Annotated in this window: 16 protein-coding genes; 5 read left to right on the top strand and 11 right to left on the bottom strand. The window is 58.1% G+C overall.

What is annotated here, in order from left to right; translation table 11 throughout:
• The first annotated feature begins 6 nt into the window (after window positions 1-6).
• Window positions 7-1,452, top strand: a complete 1,446-nt coding sequence (locus AB1A64_RS16580; protein ID WP_366552429.1) for a nodulation protein NodH — start codon at window positions 7-9, stop codon at window positions 1,450-1,452.
• On the opposite strand, the gene AB1A64_RS16575 is transcribed toward AB1A64_RS16580, so the two are convergent.
• The 8 genes from AB1A64_RS16575 to AB1A64_RS16540 all read right to left on the bottom strand — a co-directional run bounded on the left by AB1A64_RS16575 (window position 1,436) and on the right by AB1A64_RS16540 (window position 10,679).
• The gene (locus tag AB1A64_RS16575) at window positions 1,436-1,954 is read right to left on the bottom strand and encodes a L,D-transpeptidase family protein (RefSeq protein ID WP_366552428.1); all 519 of its coding nucleotides are present in this window, start codon (window positions 1,952-1,954) and stop codon (window positions 1,436-1,438) included. The genes AB1A64_RS16580 and AB1A64_RS16575 overlap by 17 nt on opposite strands.
• A gap of 56 nt (window positions 1,955-2,010) precedes the next feature.
• Complete coding sequence (locus AB1A64_RS16570; RefSeq protein ID WP_058283402.1) at window positions 2,011-2,796, bottom strand: ion transporter; 786 nt, start codon at window positions 2,794-2,796, stop codon at window positions 2,011-2,013.
• Window positions 2,797-2,816: 20 nt separating this feature from the next.
• On the bottom strand, window positions 2,817-4,046 hold the full coding sequence (locus tag AB1A64_RS16565) for a class I SAM-dependent RNA methyltransferase (RefSeq protein ID WP_366552427.1): 1,230 nt from the start codon (window positions 4,044-4,046) through the stop codon (window positions 2,817-2,819).
• Between the two features lie 56 nt (window positions 4,047-4,102).
• Window positions 4,103-5,935 (bottom strand): ABC transporter ATP-binding protein, encoded by a 1,833-nt coding sequence (locus AB1A64_RS16560; protein ID WP_366552426.1) that lies wholly within the window; start codon window positions 5,933-5,935, stop codon window positions 4,103-4,105.
• Window positions 5,932-7,770, bottom strand: coding sequence for an ABC transporter ATP-binding protein (locus tag AB1A64_RS16555; protein ID WP_366552425.1), 1,839 nt, complete (start codon window positions 7,768-7,770; stop codon window positions 5,932-5,934). The genes AB1A64_RS16560 and AB1A64_RS16555 overlap by 4 nt, the downstream gene beginning before the upstream one ends.
• A 191-nt stretch (window positions 7,771-7,961) precedes the next feature.
• Entirely contained in the window at window positions 7,962-9,116 is a 1,155-nt protein-coding gene (locus AB1A64_RS16550; RefSeq protein WP_366552424.1) for a CCA tRNA nucleotidyltransferase, read from the bottom strand.
• Window positions 9,113-9,718 carry a CoA pyrophosphatase gene (locus tag AB1A64_RS16545; RefSeq protein WP_366552423.1) on the bottom strand — a complete coding sequence of 202 codons (606 nt, stop codon included), beginning with the start codon at window positions 9,716-9,718 and terminating at the stop codon, window positions 9,113-9,115. The genes AB1A64_RS16550 and AB1A64_RS16545 overlap by 4 nt, the downstream gene beginning before the upstream one ends.
• Window positions 9,702-10,679: an Hsp33 family molecular chaperone HslO gene (locus tag AB1A64_RS16540; RefSeq protein ID WP_366552422.1), complete on the bottom strand. Its 978-nt coding sequence runs from the start codon at window positions 10,677-10,679 to the stop codon at window positions 9,702-9,704. Before AB1A64_RS16540 ends, AB1A64_RS16545 begins: the two co-directional genes overlap by 17 nt.
• Window positions 10,680-10,755: 76 nt before the next feature.
• On the opposite strand from AB1A64_RS16540, the gene AB1A64_RS16535 reads away from it, so the two are divergent.
• A complete protein-coding gene (locus AB1A64_RS16535; protein WP_366552421.1) occupies window positions 10,756-11,202 on the top strand; it encodes an NUDIX hydrolase in 447 nt (148 codons plus the stop codon).
• On the opposite strand, the gene AB1A64_RS16530 is transcribed toward AB1A64_RS16535, so the two are convergent.
• Entirely contained in the window at window positions 11,199-12,470 is a 1,272-nt protein-coding gene (locus AB1A64_RS16530; RefSeq protein WP_366552420.1) for a SpoIIE family protein phosphatase, read from the bottom strand. The two genes, AB1A64_RS16535 and AB1A64_RS16530, sit on opposite strands and share 4 nt — an antisense overlap.
• 156 nt (window positions 12,471-12,626) lie before the next feature.
• Here AB1A64_RS16530 and AB1A64_RS16525 point away from each other — a divergent pair, with 156 nt between their 5' ends.
• A complete protein-coding gene (locus tag AB1A64_RS16525; RefSeq protein ID WP_366552419.1) occupies window positions 12,627-12,956 on the top strand; it encodes an Hpt domain-containing protein in 330 nt (109 codons plus the stop codon).
• Here the strand turns inward: AB1A64_RS16525 and ilvA are convergent.
• Both ilvA and AB1A64_RS16515 read right to left on the bottom strand, forming a co-directional pair.
• Window positions 12,953-14,179, bottom strand: coding sequence for a threonine ammonia-lyase IlvA (gene ilvA / locus AB1A64_RS16520; protein ID WP_366552418.1), 1,227 nt, complete (start codon window positions 14,177-14,179; stop codon window positions 12,953-12,955). The two genes, AB1A64_RS16525 and ilvA, sit on opposite strands and share 4 nt — an antisense overlap.
• 58 nt (window positions 14,180-14,237) lie before the next feature.
• A complete protein-coding gene (locus AB1A64_RS16515) occupies window positions 14,238-15,005 on the bottom strand; it encodes a hypothetical protein (protein ID WP_366552417.1) in 768 nt (255 codons plus the stop codon).
• Between the two features lie 141 nt (window positions 15,006-15,146).
• On the opposite strand from AB1A64_RS16515, the gene AB1A64_RS16510 reads away from it, so the two are divergent.
• Both AB1A64_RS16510 and AB1A64_RS16505 read left to right on the top strand, forming a co-directional pair.
• Window positions 15,147-16,373 carry an argininosuccinate synthase gene (locus AB1A64_RS16510; RefSeq protein WP_170349568.1) on the top strand — a complete coding sequence of 409 codons (1,227 nt, stop codon included), beginning with the start codon at window positions 15,147-15,149 and terminating at the stop codon, window positions 16,371-16,373.
• Entirely contained in the window at window positions 16,370-16,810 is a 441-nt protein-coding gene (locus AB1A64_RS16505; RefSeq protein ID WP_366552416.1) for a DUF1810 domain-containing protein, read from the top strand. The genes AB1A64_RS16510 and AB1A64_RS16505 overlap by 4 nt, the downstream gene beginning before the upstream one ends.
• Window positions 16,811-16,849: the final 39 nt, after the last annotated feature.

Raw genomic sequence — 16,849 nt, 5'->3', positions numbered from 1 at the left:
TCTGTCATGACATCCAAGTTCGACTATTTCATCATCCTCGCCGCAATGCGCACCGGGTCCAACCTGCTTGAGTTCAACCTCAATGCGCTTGAGGGCGTCACCAGCTTTGGTGAAGCATTCAACCCGCACTTCATTGGTCGACTGAAATCTGAAAGCCTGTTGGATGTAACTTTGGAAGACCGTAACGGTGATCCGATGAAGCTGGTGCAGGCAATCAAAGATGCGCCCGGCGAGTTAAATGGGTTCCGCTTCTTTCAGGGGCACGATGCCCGCGTGTTAGAGCCTGTTTTGGCTGACCCGCGCTGCGCCAAGATCATTTTGACGCGCAATCCTCTGGACAGTTACGTTTCATTGAAAATTGCGCGGGAAACCAAGCAATGGCAACTGAAGAACATCAAACGTCGCCGCGAAGCGCAGGTAGAATTCAATGCGGAAGAGTTTGATTCATACTTGGATAGACAGCAGGACTTTCAACTCCTGCTGCTCAATACCCTGCAGCGAACGGGTCAAACCGGGTTTTACATCGCATATGACGACCTGACCAATCTGGACGTGCTGAACGGTCTGGCCGCGTGGTTGGGTATATCAGCACGGCTGTCTTCGATTGACGATACGATCAAGCCGCAGAACCCTGGCCCGACCTTGTCCAAAGTGACAAACCCCGAAGAGACCGAGCATGCCTTGGCCCGGATCGACAGTTTCAACCTGCATCGCACGCCGAATTTCGAGCCCCGGCGCGGATCGACCGTCGGCAATTATGTCGCCGCGCCGCATACGCCCCTGATGTTTATGCCAATACGCGGCGGGCTTGAGGCATCGGTGACCCAATGGATGGCCGGTCTTGACTCGGTCAGCACCGACAAGCTGGTCACCAATCTGAACCGCAAACAGATGCGCCGATGGTTGCACGCCCACCCCGGACACCGAAAATTCACGGTGCTGCAGCACCCTCTAGCACGGGCGCATTCGGCCTTTTGTTCCAATATCCTCAGCACCGGGCCTGGCGCTTATCTGAAAATCCGAAATCTGCTGCGCAACCGGTTCAAAATTCCGATCCCGGGTCAGCTGCGTGACGGCAATTACCCGGTTGATCAGCATTATGAGGCGTTTTCGGCTTTCCTAACCTTCCTACGCCAAAATCTTGCCGGACAGACGCCCGTTCGTGTGGATGGGACGTGGTGCAGCCAGTCTCAGGCATTAGACGGAATGGCATCTTTTGCCCTGCCTGACCTCATCCTGCGCGAGGATGAGATCGCGACAACCCTGCCCGATCTGGGCAGACGGATGGGGCATGACAGCCCACCAACACCTGGACATTGCGCGCCGGATATCCCGTTCGCGCTGGCCGAAATTTATGACGACAGATTAGAAACGCTGGCGGCTGAGGCTTACCAGCGCGATTATATGCAGTTCGGGTTCGGGGATTGGGAACCAGTTACGGGCGCAGCGTAATCAGTGTACCCTTGTTGACCATCGCATAGATCTCTTCGATCTCTTCATTCTTGACGGCGATACAACCGGCGGTCCAATCCGCTGTCTTCTTGGCGCGTTTCAGTTCCGACCGCTTTTTCGGCTGACCGTGAATGAAAATATCGCCGCCCGGATCGACACCGGCCGCCTTGGCCTGCGCGATATCACTGGAATTCGGATAGGAAATCCCCAGTGACAGGTGATAGCGACTGTTGGGGTTGCGGCGATCAATCAGATAGCTGCCTTCGGGCGTGCGACCATCGCCGCGCTTGGTCTTTGTGCCATCTGGCGCAAAGCCCAGATCGACCTTGTATTCCTTAAGAATGGTTTCGTTGTGCAGAAGATACAGCTTCCGCGAACCCTTGTTGATGACCAATGAGGTCACCTCGGGGCCATCGTATGTTAGAAATCGTGGGTTGGCTGAGGCACAGGCCGAAAGGCCCAGCGTTGCCATAGCGCCCAATCCAAATGCTCGACGATCCATGTTTCACTGCCTGCTCTTTTTTTTCAGCATTATGCCAGAAATCCAAAAAACTGAAATCACTTTTTGATGTGCTGCTGTTCAGTCAGGCGGCGCTCGATGCTTTCCAGCCGTTCCAATACTTCGTCGCGATAGGCATCGGTTCGCACTTCATCCTCGGCATGGTGCGCATCCTGCATCGAGTTCACGATCAGACCGACCAACAGGTTCACCACCGCAAAAGTGGTGACCATGATGAATGGAACGAAGAACAGCCAGGCATAGGGATAGACCTCCATCACCGGGCGGACGATGCCCATGGACCAGCTTTCCAACGTCATGATCTGGAACAGCGTATAAGCCGACAGGCCCAGATCGCCGAACCAGTCCGGGAAAGTGGCCGAGAACAGCTTGGTCGAGATCACGGCGCCGATGTAGAACAGGATCGCCATCAACAGGAACACGCTGGCCATGCCCGGCAGGGCCGAGATAAAGCCTTCGACCACACGCCGCAGGCGCGGCGCGACCGAAATGACCCGCAGAACCCGCAGAATTCGCAACGCTCGCAGCACCGACAGCCCCCCGGCACTGGGGATCAGTGCGATACCGACAACGATAAAGTCAAAGACGTTCCAGCCGCTCAGAAAGAACCGCCGCCCGGTCGCCACCAGTTTCATGGCGATCTCGGCCACGAAAATTGCCAGACAGATGGTGTCCAGCGTCACGATCAGGGGTCCGGCGGCCTCCATCAGGGTGGGCGATGTTTCCATCCCCAGCAACACAGCGTTAAAGATGATGACCGCAGTGATGAACCGGCCAAAAGTGGGATGGTCGATGATGGCCAGCAAACGCTGATTGAAGCCCATATTGACACTCTCCTGTCTGCTCATGATGCGGGCCCCCATACAAACCGCGCGGCAAGTTCCGTGTGTGACGACCATCGAAATTGGTCGACCACCTGTACCCATTCAAGGGTGTAGCCAGCGTTAACAAGCATTTTTGCGTCCCGCGCAAAGGTAACGGGGTTGCACGAGACATAGGCAATCACCGGGCGCTGCGCCTGAGCCAGTTCGACAATCTGTGCCTCGGCCCCGGCGCGGGGCGGGTCAAGCACAACGGCGTCAAATAATTTCAGCTCATCGGGCATCAGCGGGCGGCGGAACAGGTCGCGGGACTCGGTCGTGACCCGTTTCAACCCTTGCGCGCGACGCCAACCCTGATCCAGCGCATCCGTCATCGCGGCTTCACCTTCGACCGCGTGAACCTCGGCATTTTGGGCGAGGGGTAAAGAGAAAGTTCCACTGCCTGCAAACAGGTCAACAACCCGCTTTGCCCCCTGTGTCGCTTGCAAAACCGCCTTTAATAGAGCCTGTTCACCGTCTTTTGTCGCCTGCAGGAAGGCTCCGGGCGGTGGCACAACCCCAGCACCCCCAAAGCGTTGTATCGGAGCCTGGCGCATGGCGATCACCTCGCCGTCCCAGCTAAGTCGCGCCAACCCATGTTTCTCGGTCGCCTGCGCCAAGGTCAGCTCGAGCGGGCCGTCCAGCGGTTTACCACCTTTGACGGCAACATCCAGCCCACCTTCGGACAAGGTCAGCGTCACGGCCAGAACGCCCTTGCGGCTCCCGCCCAAAACCGCCAGCGCCTCGGCCACCGGTATGGCGGCGATCAGAGTCGGGTCCAGCAGATGACAATCGGGGATTTCGGTGATGGTGTCAGACGCGCGGCCATGGAACCCGGCAAGCGTGCCCTTTTTGGTCCGACGCACGGCGATCGTGGCACGGCGGCGCGAGCGTTCAGATGAGGTGTGGACCGGGCGCATCTGCGTCTCAAGCCCCTGCGCCACCAGTGCAGTGCGCACCACTTCGACCTTCCAGTCGGCCACAAAACCATCTGCGGCATGCTGCAACTGACACCCACCGCACGCCTTGTAATGCCGACAGGGCGCTTTCACCCGCTGATCCGAAGGAGTTTCAACCCGAATATCGGTCAGCAATTGACCCACCAAGGTCCCACTGACCACCTCACCCGGCAGGGTGCGCGGCGCGTAAACCGGGCCGTCGGCGATACCGTCGCCCTGATGACCTAGGCGGTTTATGGTGAACTGTTGCGTCATGGGGGCCTGATACCGGGGCTTTGCGCGCAACAAAACCCCCTAGCGCGCTTTGTGCGTTATTCGGCGGCTTCGGCCTGAATGAACCCGCCCGATTGGCGATGCCAGAACCGCGCGTACAGCCCGCCCTGCTCCAACAACGCATTATGGGTGCCGGTTTCGACGATCTGCCCCTGATCCAACACGATGATCCGGTCCATCTCGCTGAGCGTGGACAGGCGATGTGCAATCGCCAGGACCGTCTTGCCCTGCATCACCCGGTGCAACGCGGTTTGGATCGAAGCCTCGACCTCGGAATCCAACGCCGAGGTCGCCTCATCCAATACAAGTATCGGCGCGTCCTTGAGGATAGCGCGCGCCAAAGCGATCCGCTGCCGCTGTCCACCACTGAGTTTCACGCCCCGTTCACCCAGATGCGCTTCATACCCGGTGCGGCCATGGGCATCCTGCAAGCTAAGAATAAACTCATGCGCTTCGGCTTTCTTTGCCGCTTCAATCATGTCGTCTTCTGACGCGTTTGGGCGGCCATAAAGGATATTCTCACGCGCCGAGCGATTGAACATTGCAGTTTCCTGCGTGACCATGCCGATCTGGCCACGCAAACTGTCCTGCGTTACCTGGCTGACATCTTGCCCGTCAATGCGAATGACGCCTTTTTCCCCGTCATAGAGCCTGAGCAACAACGAGACCAAAGTGGATTTCCCAGCGCCAGATGCCCCAACAATTCCCAGCTTTTCACCCGGATGCACGGTCATGCTTACATCGGACACACCGCCCACATCCCGTCCATAGGCAAAGCTGACATGGTCGAAATCTATCCGCCCCTCGGTCACTGTCAGGTCAGTGGCTTGCGCGGCATCCTCGACCCGGTCGCGCTTGGCAAGTGTCTTCATGCCATTCTCGACCTCACCCACATTCGCGTAGAGTCCCATCAGCGTGAAACTGACCCAGCCGGTCATCTGCGCAATTCTGATCGAAACCGCGCCAGCCGCCACGATATCCCCCGCCGTCGCAACCCCGTTCCGCCACAAAAGCAGCGTCGCGCCCAGCAACAGCACTGGCAGCACGCCGGCCAGCACCATCAGGATAAAGCGGAAGCTGGCGGATAAGGCACCAAAGGCCAACATCTTTTCCCGCAGATCGACCATCGAGTTTCGCGCGGCCTGATCCTCAAACGCGGAATGGGCGAACAGCTTTACGGTCTTGATATTGGTGATGGTATCAACCACTTGCCCGGACACCATCGCGCGCGCGCCAGCTCGCGCCGCAGACCGGGCGCGAATGCGTGGCAGATACCAGCGGATCAGCAGAAAATACACCACCAGCCACCCGGCAAAAGGCAGCATCACCAGTGGGTGAATAGATCCTAACAAAAGCAAAGAGCCCGCAAGTGAGGCCAAGGCAAACACAATCGCACTGATCGTTTCCGACACGACCGAGGCCAATGCGTTAGACGTCTGCATCTGTTTCTGCGCGATCCGACCCGCGAAATCATCGTCGAAATAAGTGACCGATTGGCCGAGGGTCCAGCGATTCAGCTTGGCCAGCACCAGCGGCGGCACATTGGGCATGACGATATAGTTGTTCGTCACCGAAGACAGCCCGAACAGGGCCGGACGCAGCAACATGAAAAATGCCACCACGCCCAGAATCACCCACAGATTATCTGCGTTGAAAAAACCCTGAGGTCCGCTTTCGGTCGCTATGTCGATAACCAGACCCAGCATCCAGGCCGTCCCAGCCTCCATCGCGCCGGCCATAGCTGAAAAGCTGGCCGCGACAAAAATCATCGGCCACGCGCCGGACAAGCACCAGCGAATGAACGCCCCCAACGTTTGTGGCGGAGGCGTCTCAGAGTTTTTGAACGGATCTATAAGATCGGCAGCCTTCATTCCGCAGCCTCCGGGTTCAGGAAGCCCCCAGATTGCCGCGCCCAGAACTGAGCATAAAGTCCCCCATGTGCCAGCAATTCGGAATGACCGCCCTCCTCTACAATCCGACCACCATCCATGACCAGAATACGATCCATCTGCGCAATGGTGCTCAGCCGATGGGCAATGGCGATCACGGTTTTACCTTGCATCATACCGTAGAGGGTCTCCTGAATCGACGCTTCGACCTCGGAATCTAGGGCAGATGTCGCCTCATCCAACAGCAGGATCGGTGCGTCTTTCAGGATTACCCGCGCCAGCGTCACCCGCTGTCGTTGACCACCGCTCAGCTTTACACCCCGTTCCCCCACATGTGCATCATAGCCGGTGCGTCCCTGCGGATCTTGCAGGTCGAGGATGAATTCATGCGCCTCGGCCTGTTTGGCGGCGGCGATCATCTGTTCCTCGGATGCCTCGGGGCGACCATAGAGGATATTGTCGCGCACTGACCGATGCAACAGCGCGCTGTCTTGCTGAACCATGCCGATATGGCTGCGCAAGCTGTCTTGCGTGACGTTGGCAATGTTCTGGTCATCGATCAGAATTGCACCCTGCTCCACATCATAAAACCGCAAAAGCAACTTCACTAGGGTCGATTTTCCGGCACCGGACCGCCCGATCAGACCAATCTTTTCACCCGGATGGATGGTCAGGTTGATATGATCCAGCCCACCGGTTTTACGACCGTAGTGATGCGACAGGTCGCGGATGTCGATCTGACCTTTGCTTAGTTGCAACGGTTTCGCGTCCGGCGTGTCCAGCAGGTCGATGGGCTGGGCAATTGTCTCCATCCCCTCAGCCACCACACCAAGCTGGCGGAAGAAGCTGGTCAGCGCCCACATGATCCAGCCGGTCATGGCGTTCAGCCGCAGGGTCAGCGCTGTCGCCGCTGCCACCACACCGACTGTGGCACTGCCCTGCATCCACAAGGCAATGGCCCAACCGACAACGCCAACGATCAGTAGGCCGTTCAACGTCACCAGAACCGCATCCATGATGGTGAAGATACGCATCTCAACCTGAAAGGTGCGACGGGTTTCTGCGATGGCTTCGCGGGCATAGTCCAACTCTTGATCATCATGCGCGAACATCTTGACCGAGTGGATGTTGGTATAACTGTCCACCACCCGACCCGTCACCGCCGAGCGCGCATCCGACGCCGCCTTGGACGCCGGTCCGACCCGAGCAACTGTCCAGCGCACCAACAACGCATAAAGCGCGAACCAGATCAGCAGCGGCAACAACAGGCGCGGATCGGCCGCCATCAATAGGATCGCCGCCCCGATCAGATAAGCCAGCGAGAAGGAAATTGCGTCAAAAACCTGAAACACGGCCTCACCCGCGGCGGGGGGCGTCTGCATGATCCGGTTGGCAATGCGGCCCGCGAAATCATTCTCGAACCACCCAACTGATTGGCGCAGCACGTGCTTATGCGCCCGCCAACGTATGATGGTGCCAAAGTTCGGCAGGATCGTGTTGTTCAGCAGCAGGACATCGACCACATGCAGCATCGGCCGCAACAGCAGCACAAACACAGCCATCAGAATCAGTTCGGTGCCGTGGGTCTGCCAGACCTCGGCCGGCTGGCCGGACAACAGGTCCACCACGCGACCCATGTAATAGATCAGCCCGACCTCGACCGCGGCGACGATGACTGAAATCAGCGCGGTCCAGAAAAACACCCGCATGAAAGGCCGGGAGTAATCCAGCATAAACGGCCACAGCCGCGTGGGCGGTGTATCGGTCTCGGTATAGTCTTCAAAAGGGTCAACGAGGTTTTCGAAATAGCGAAACATGGAGAGTGCTCCGATTGAGCAGAAAATAAGTCATGCGAAGAAAGATGGCGCCAGAACACCACCCCTACGGGTTAAAGTGTTCCGGCTTTAGCCGAACCAGATCCCGTAATACATTCGCATCCCTCCATTCATGTGACAGGCGCACGAAACCACAAAGAAGTTGATTTGTCATCCCCTTTTGAGACTTCGTTTCAGATGCTCAGCAATTCATCGCGGGTCAGGGCAAAACCTGATGCAATCCAGCGCGCCTCAAGCTCGGCCAGTTTTTTGCCCAGCGCGGGACCGGTGAAATCGGGAATCAAATCAGTAGCCCTGATCGGGAAATCAGCCTCTGCCCCTTTGTGCAGATCGGTGCGCAAGGTTTCGCTCCACGGCTGTTCAAGGAAGGCACAGCGCAGCAAGGTTTCGTGCAAGCCGCCCTCTTCGCCGTAACGAAACCCCAACTCGGCCACGCTAGCGGTGCCCGATGCTTCATCCCGCATGCGGGTCAGGCGTTGTAATTGCGCCTTGCTCAGGCGCAGGGTCTTGGCGATTTCCGGTGTCGCGATTGCGGCCAGACGCCGAATTGACTCAGGGGCGGCCCCAGCCTGTTCTTCCAGGTCTATCAACGGTGCCAACGCACGGTCCTCTGCCCCTGGCAGCAGCCGGGCCAGAACACCAGATTGACGCATCGCCGCAACCGAAGGCGCAGGATCGGGTGCGCCCATAAGTTTCAGAAGTTCGGCCCCGACCCGTTCACGAGACAGGCTTTCCAAACCATCCAGATTAGACGCAATCGCCGCCAGAGCGTCCGGATCAAACCCGGCCTCGGCATCTCCATACCAGGCGTGAAACCGGAAATACCGCAGGGATCGCAGGTAATCCTCGCGAATGCGGTTCTCGGCTGTGCCGATAAAACGTACGCGGCGGTATTGCAGGTCAGGCAACCCGTTCAGCGGGTCGAGAATACTGCCATCCGGCCGCGCATAGATCGCGTTCATGGTGAAATCACGGCGCGCGGCGTCCTCTTCCACCTTGTCGGAAAAGGCCACAACCGCCCGGCGACCATCGGTTTCCACGTCGCGGCGAAAAGTGGTGATCTCATGCGGGGCACCGCCGCTGACCACGGTAATGGTGCCATGGTCGATGCCGGTGGGAATAGCCTTGAGACCTGCCGCCTGCGCCAGCTCCATCACCCGTTCGGGGCGCGCATCGGTGGCAATGTCGATATCCGAGACCGGCGCGCCCAGCAGTGCGTTGCGCACACAGCCCCCGACGAACAACGCCTGCGCGCCAGCGCCCGTCAACGCCGCACAGACCTTTTGCGTTGCCGGATCCGTAACCCAGGCCTCAGAAATTTGCGTCATTCACTCACCCGCGCGGCCAATCCCCGCAACATTCGGGCCGTCGCGCCCCAGATGTAATAGGGGCCGAACGGCACCGTGAAATAATACCGTTTGTGACCACGCCAGCGGCGCGATTCAACGATATAATTCGCAGGGTTGAGGACATGTGCAAGCGGAACCGAAAACACCTCGTCCACTTCGCCCGGTTCGGGGGTCAGTTGAAACGGTTCGCGCAGGATCGCAACAACCGGTGTTACGGTAAAGGACGTGACGGTTTCATGGGCCGACAGGTGACCCAGAATCTCGGGGAGGTCCGGCGGCAGACCGATCTCTTCCTGCGCCTCACGCAGGGCAGTGGCGGTGACATCTACATCACCTTGATCCTGCTTGCCGCCGGGAAAGGCGATCTGCCCGGGGTGGTGTTTCAGGGCCGAGGATCGTTTCGTCAAAATCAGCCGCGGCGTTTCGTCAAACACCGTGATCGGAACCAGCACCCCCGCCGGGCGCAATTTGCGCCCTTCAGGCAGGATGGTTTCGGGGTTCAGGTCGAAATCGCTTGAACCATGGCCGGGGCGACGCAGGGCCGCCCGCAGCTGGTCCGTAGGATCAGGAGTCGTCCGCATCAAAGCCGACCGAACCCGGTTCCAGTATGTAATGTGCGCCACAGAACTGGCAATCGGCGGTCACCTTGCCTTCGGGCGTGGTCATCTTTTCGATGTCCTTGGCCGAATAGATCGACAGGCTTTGCCGCACACGATCTTCCGAACAGGTGCAGCCGAATTGCACGGACTGGGCATCATAGACCCGCGGCTGTTCCTCATGAAACAGCCGGATCAACAGGTCGGTCGGCGCCACCGAAGGCCCGATCAGTTCGAGATCCTCGACCGTATCCAACAGGATGTTGACGCGGCCCCAGTTTTCACCCTCTTCCCCGTCGACCAGATCTTCGGCGGTCAGGATCTGCCCCCCACCTTGTCCGTCCGCCACAAAGGGCGAGGCCTTGGGCATGTGCTGCAGCATCACCCCGCCCGCGCGCCAATGTTCACCGACGCCCGGCTCGGTCGATTTACCAAAGCTGAGCGAGAACCGCGTCGGCAGCTGCTCGGATTGTGCGAAATACGCCTCGGCGCAGGCAGAGATCGAGCCCCCCGCCAGCGGAGTGATCCCCTGATACGGTTGCGTGCCTTCACCCTGGTCGATCATGATGGCGAAATAACCCTCGCCCACCTGATCAAACGGCCCGCCCTCGGTCAGGCGGTCGCGATCATAGCTGGCATAGGCGCGGATGCGGGCCGGCTCACCCTCGACCGTGGGCGCAAAGTAATCGGTCGCGATCATGCGCACCGGGCCCTTGGACTGCACCTGCAACGACAGTTTCCAACGCAGCGAAACGGTCTGGCCGATCAACGCGGTCAGCAGGGCCATCTCGGCCACCAGCGCCTCGACCTTTTCGGGATAGTCATGCTGCTTCAGGATGCCGTCCAGCACGCCATCCAGACGGGCCACACGGCCGCGCATATCTGATACATCAAGTTGAAAGGGCAGGACAGTATCGTCCCACGCGATTTTCGTTCCAAGAGACATGGGGTTTCCTTACACGCCACGGGTTGGCATACCGGCACCATATAGGTTGAACAGATTGGGTTTGAAGGGGCCATACATGATCAGACGGTTCGGTGAAACCCCGGAAAAAGGGCGTACATATACACGCAGACCGGGTGTCTATGCGTTGCTGCCGCAAGGAAAAGACCTGCTGGTCACGTGGTATGACGATGGGCTGAACCCCGAATTGCAGCTGCCGGGCGGTGGCATTGATCCGGGCGAATCCCCGATTACCGCGCTGCATCGCGAAGTGTTCGAGGAAACCGGCTGGCTGATCGCCGCCCCGCGGCGGATCGGTGCTTTTCGCCGGTTCACCTTTATGCCCGAATATGACCTCTGGGCCGAGAAAATCTGCATGATCTACAGCGCCCGTCCGGTGCGCCGGATGGGGCCGCCCCGCGAAGAGTTTCATGAGGCCCTTTGGATGGAAACTGCCGTTGCGGTGCAGATGCTTGGCAACGAGGGGGACCGTCACTTTGCCACCCGACTTCTGAACAGTTTCTAAGCCCCGTTATATTCAAAGAACACGGCGGACACGTCATCATCCATGCCGCTGCCCGGTGCCATGGCCTGCGTCAGGCGCCAGAACATATCGTCCAGAAACTCGGTACCGCTGCGGTCGGGCGCACAATCGCGGGCCATCTGCTGCAGGCCTTCTTCCTCAAGCAAGCCGCCACCGGCCAGACGACACTCGGTAAAGCCATCAGAATACAGCATCAATTTATCGCCAGGTTGCAGGTAGGTTTCGATCCGCTGAAAGGACACATCGGGCAGCAAACCGATGGGCAGGCCACCCTCGCCCAGAAATTCGGCACTGCCGTCTTGGCGCAATACAAGTGGATGCGGATGCCCGGCCTGCACCATCTTAAGATGCCCGTTGCGCAGATCGACAATGGCATAGACCATGGTAAAGTATTCTTCGACGCCCGCATCGGCCATCAGGCGGCAATTGAGCATCTCAGCCACCTGTTCGGGTGGCAGCAGCGCATAGAATTTGTCAAAGCGTTTTTCCATCGCCACATTCTGATCGAAGTGATTGCTGGACAAGTACCCGCCCAATCGCGCTGTCATCATCGCCGAGGTGATGCCGTGGCCCGACACGTCAATGCTGTAAAACCCCAACCGATTGACCCCGGGCGAGAACATCCCCACCAAATCGCCACCAATATGCCCGCAGGGTTTCAGCAACATACTGACCCGCGATTTTCCGAAATCCCGCGTCAGTTCGGGGACCAGGGATTCCTGAATTTTCCGGGCCTGAATCAGGTCCTTGTCGATGGCATCATGCGCCACGCGCAGGTCCTCTAACGCGGATTCGATCATGCGGTTTTTCTCGGACAACTCGCGCTGCATATCCAGGATCCGCGCCCCGGCCGAGATCCGCGCGCGCAGCTCATCCGCCTCAAGCGGTTTGATCAGGAAATCGTCCGCACCAGCGTCCAGCCCGCGCGCCACCTCTTGCTTTTCGCTTTTTGAGGTCAGCAGGATGAAGTAACTGTATTGATCACTTTCCAGCGCCCGGAAGGCACGGCAGAATTCCAGCCCACTCATCCCCGGCATCACCCAATCGCTGAGAACCAGATCCGGCGGGTCGGTGGCGCACATCTCAATCGCGGAGTCGCCATTGTCGGCCTCAAGCACCTCAAAGCCCCACTTTTTCAGCGAGGCCACCAGAATACGACGTTGCAGCCGGCTGTCATCGACGACCAGCACCTTTTGGATCGCGCCAAAATCCTGATCGGACCCGGCCTCTGCCTGACTGCCCTCTGCCACCTGAACCCTCTGCACTGTGACCTTTACGGAACGCAGCGACCGTAGCGCGGGGCGGTTTAACATCCGGTGAAGGCGTCTTTGTCTTATTGCTTAACCCGCTCTTTACTTGCCGTGGGCTATCCAAGTCAGGTCGCGATATATGCGGAGAGGCCGAACATGATCGACTGGTCCAGGGTCAGACAGCTGCGGGATGAGGTGGGTGCCAGCGAATTCGAAGAGGTGGTGCAGATCTTTCTGGATGAGGTTCAGGAAACCATCGACCGGCTGCATCAGGACACCGCCCGGCTTGAGCTGGAACAGAACATGCATTTCCTTAAAGGCAGCGCGCTGAGTCTGGGGTTCGACCGGTTTTCCAAGCTGTGTCAGGACGCAGAACGCAACGCCGCCGCAGGCAAGGCCGGTGACGTCGATCTGCCCGCCATCCTGACGGTGTATGACACGTCTAAGGCTGAGTTCCTGACCGATAAATCCGAAAACCTGTCCTAGATCACGAACTGCGCCAGGGTCTCGTCTTCGGTGATGTCGGTATAGGTAAAGCCAGCCTCGTCCAGATGCGCGAACAGGCGTGCGAAATTCTCGGGCTTGCGAGTTTCGATGCCAATCAGGACCGAGCCGAAGTTACGCGCCGATTTCTTCATATATTCGAACCGGGCGATATCATCTTCGGGGCCGAGGATGCCCAAAAACTCTTTCAGCGCACCGGGGCGCTGTGGCAGGCGCAGGATGAAGTATTTCTTAACGCCGGAATAGCGCTGCGCCCGTTCTTTGACCTCGGGCAGACGTTCGAAATCGAAATTGCCGCCCGAGGTGACGCAGACAACGGTTTTGCCGCGGATAAAGCTCTGCACATCGGTCACCGCTTCGATCGCCAGGGCGCCTGCGGGCTCAAGCACGATGCCTTCGACATTTAGCATTTCGATCATGGTGGTACAGATACGGTCTTCGGACAGGACCAGCACGTCGGACAGATGGCGATCCTTGAGCAGTTCAAACGGTTTCGCCCCGATCTTCCCGACCGCTGCCCCATCGACAAAGTTGTCGATATGATCCAACGCCACCGGATGCCCCGCCGCCATGGCCGCATGCAAACAGGCCCCGCCTTTGGGCTCGACAAACAGGCAATGGGTCCGATCCCCGAACCATGTCGCCACGCCCGAGGACATGCCGCCCCCGCCAACCGGCAGGATCACGTGATCAGGGACGCCACCCAGCTGGGCCTCAACCTCGACAGCCAGAGACGCCTGCCCTTCTATCACATCCTCATCATCAAAGGGCGACAGAAAATGCCCGCCCTGCTGGGCGCACCACGCCTGCGCAGCGGCCAGCGTGTCGTCGAAATAGTCACCGGTCAGGTGAACCTCGATATTGTCGCCACCAAAGATGCGGGTCTTCTGAATTTTCTGCTGCGGCGTTGTCACCGGCATGAAGATCACGCCCTTCACCCCCAGATGCTTGCACATATAGGCCACGCCCTGCGCATGATTGCCCGCGCTGGCGCAGACAAACAGCTCTTGTCCCTGCTGCTTGCGCATGGCGTTGAACGCGCCACGGATTTTATACGACCGCACCGGGCTAAGGTCTTCCCGCTTGAGCCAAATCTCAGCACCAAATCGGTCGGACAGATGGGCATTCCGCTGCAGAGGCGTTGCGGGAAAGACAGTGCGCATCGCCTGTTCGGCGGTGCGGGCGCGGGTCATGAAATCAGTCATGACAGTTTCACTGCCGCATCACTGTTGAAAGGGCAAGGAATACATATGTGTACGTGGTTCAGGTGAGTGCGCGTTTTTCGATGAAGACCCCGTACATGGTGGTGAAAAGGCTGACACTGATCATAGGCAGGACCAGCACTCCAAAGAATACTGACAGCAATAACCCCAAGACTGGAATAATAGCCAACGCAGTGAAGACGAGCTGAATAAGTAACTGGAACAGGAATGCCACAACAATCAGCACCAGAACGGCTCCAACCGATCCGGCCGTGCTGTTCCAAGCTTCACCTAGAGTAATTGGCTGGCCAATGGCAGCCGCAGGCAGGATGATCGAAAGTCGATAGAAGCACACGACCAAAAAGATCACATAGGCTACGATCAAGATAATTGCCAAAACGGGAGAGCTTTGAACCAGTCCACCAAGAATCAAACCCGCTGGGATCCAGGCAATGCCCATCAACAATCCAAGCAGAATAGCTCGTCCGAGGTACGCGAGGATGCGGTCGAAGCGGAACGCAGGAAAAATACCTCTGGGATACTCTTCAAGAAGGATAAACCGGTGCCAAGACACCGCTATCCAGAACATGGTGACAAGCATCACCGCAAACAGGCCAAAAATGAATAGGAGGACCCCACCTGCAGTGACCCCTGGTGGTAGACCGTTTGCGTCTGCCTCAAAAGCTTCAAGCGGAATACCTGATGCCATGAACAACAAAACGATCAAAGCTGTTGCAATCAAAGCGGGACCAAAGGTGATTTGTACAACCTGCTTAAGATTGCCGAAAACCATCCGCACCGAATGCACAAAAATCTGCCAACCCAACATCCTGAAACTGCCCTCTCAACCAATCCTTGTTCTTGTTCCATCCGTTTCACCCTAATTCCCGCCCTGCGTCAACGCAGATAACTTGCCCCCACGTTCAAAACCCGTTAGGGGCCAAGCGTCTTACGCATAAGGGGAAGTCAGATGTCCGCGCCCAAGAAAGTTGTTCTGGCCTATTCCGGTGGCCTTGATACCTCGATCATCCTGAAATGGTTGCAGACCGAGTATGGCTGTGAGGTCGTGACCTTCACCGCTGATCTGGGTCAGGGTGAAGAGCTTGAGCCCGCCCGCCAAAAGGCCGAGCTGCTGGGGATCAAGCCCGAAAACATCTATATCGAGGACATCCGCGAAGAGTTTGTCCGCGACTTCGTCTTCCCCATGTTCCGCGCCAATGCGCAATACGAAGGCCTGTATCTGCTGGGCACTTCCATCGCGCGTCCGTTGATCTCGAAACGTCTGGTCGAGATTGCCGAAGCCACCGGTGCCGATGCCGTCGCCCACGGTGCAACCGGCAAGGGCAATGATCAGGTGCGGTTCGAACTGGCCGCTTATGCGCTGAACCCCGACATCAAGGTCATCGCTCCCTGGCGTGAGTGGGACCTGACCAGCCGGACAAAGCTACTGGAATTTGCCGAGGCGAACCAGATCCCGATTGCCAAGGACAAACGCGGTGAGGCTCCGTTCTCGGTTGATGCCAACCTGCTGCACACTTCGTCCGAAGGCAAGGTTCTGGAAGACCCGGCGGATCAAGCGCCCGATTATGTCTATCAGCGCACCGTCCACCCCGAGGACGCACCGAATGAGCCCGAGTTCATTGAAATCGGCTTTGAAAAAGGCGATGCGGTCAGCATCAATGGCGAGGCGATGAGCCCCGCGACCATCCTGACCAAATTGAACGAATATGGCGGCAAGCACGGCATTGGCCGTCTGGACCTGGTCGAAGGCCGGTTCGTGGGCATGAAGTCGCGCGGCATCTATGAAACGCCCGGCGGCACCATCCTGCTGGAAGCGCACCGCGGGATCGAGTCCATCACCATGGACCGCGGCGCGATGCACCTGAAGGATCAGCTGATGCCGCAATATGCCGAACTGATCTATAACGGCTTCTGGTACAGCCCCGAGCGGGAAATGCTGCAAGCCGCCATCGACAAATCTCAGGAACATGTCACGGGCACCGTCCGCGTGAAACTGTACAAAGGCTTGGCCTCAACCGTGGGCCGCTGGTCGGATCATTCGCTGTATTCCGAAGAGCATGTAACCTTCGAAGATGACGCCGGCGCCTATGACCAAAAAGACGCGGCAGGCTTTATCCAGTTGAACGCGCTGCGCCTGAAATTACTGGCGGCGCGAGACAAGCGCCTGTCCAAGTGATCGACGACGACGACATCAACGACGAACTCGATCTGTTCATCGAAGCGCAGGACGCGGTCTGGTCCGACGTCCTGCGCGAATTGGAACAAGGGCAGAAAACCAGCCACTGGATGTGGTTTGTATTTCCGCAATTGGCCGAACTTGGCCGGTCCCACATGGCGCAGCTGTACGGGATCGAGGATTTGGATGAGGCCAAAGCTTATCTGGATCATCCGGACCTTCGCCAGCGCCTGACTAAGGTTGCAGGGTTGATGTTGCTGCACAAAGGCCGTGATGCCAGTGACATTCTGGGTGGGATTGACGCAAAGAAACTGCGATCCTCCATGACGTTGTTTTCATCTGTTCCCGGAGCCCCGTCAGAGTTTCAGGCTGTGCTTGATGCCTTTTATGACGGGCAACCCTGTGAGCGGACCCGGCAAATCCTGCAAATGTCGTGACGACAAGGTCCAGTTGGGTCACCCTTGCATAAGAGCGCC

This window comes from Ruegeria sp. ANG10, from assembly GCF_040705255.1.
GTDB lineage: Bacteria > Pseudomonadota > Alphaproteobacteria > Rhodobacterales > Rhodobacteraceae > Ruegeria.
Note: the sequence above shows the minus strand (reverse complement) of the source record. Positions and strands in the feature narration are given on the sequence as shown.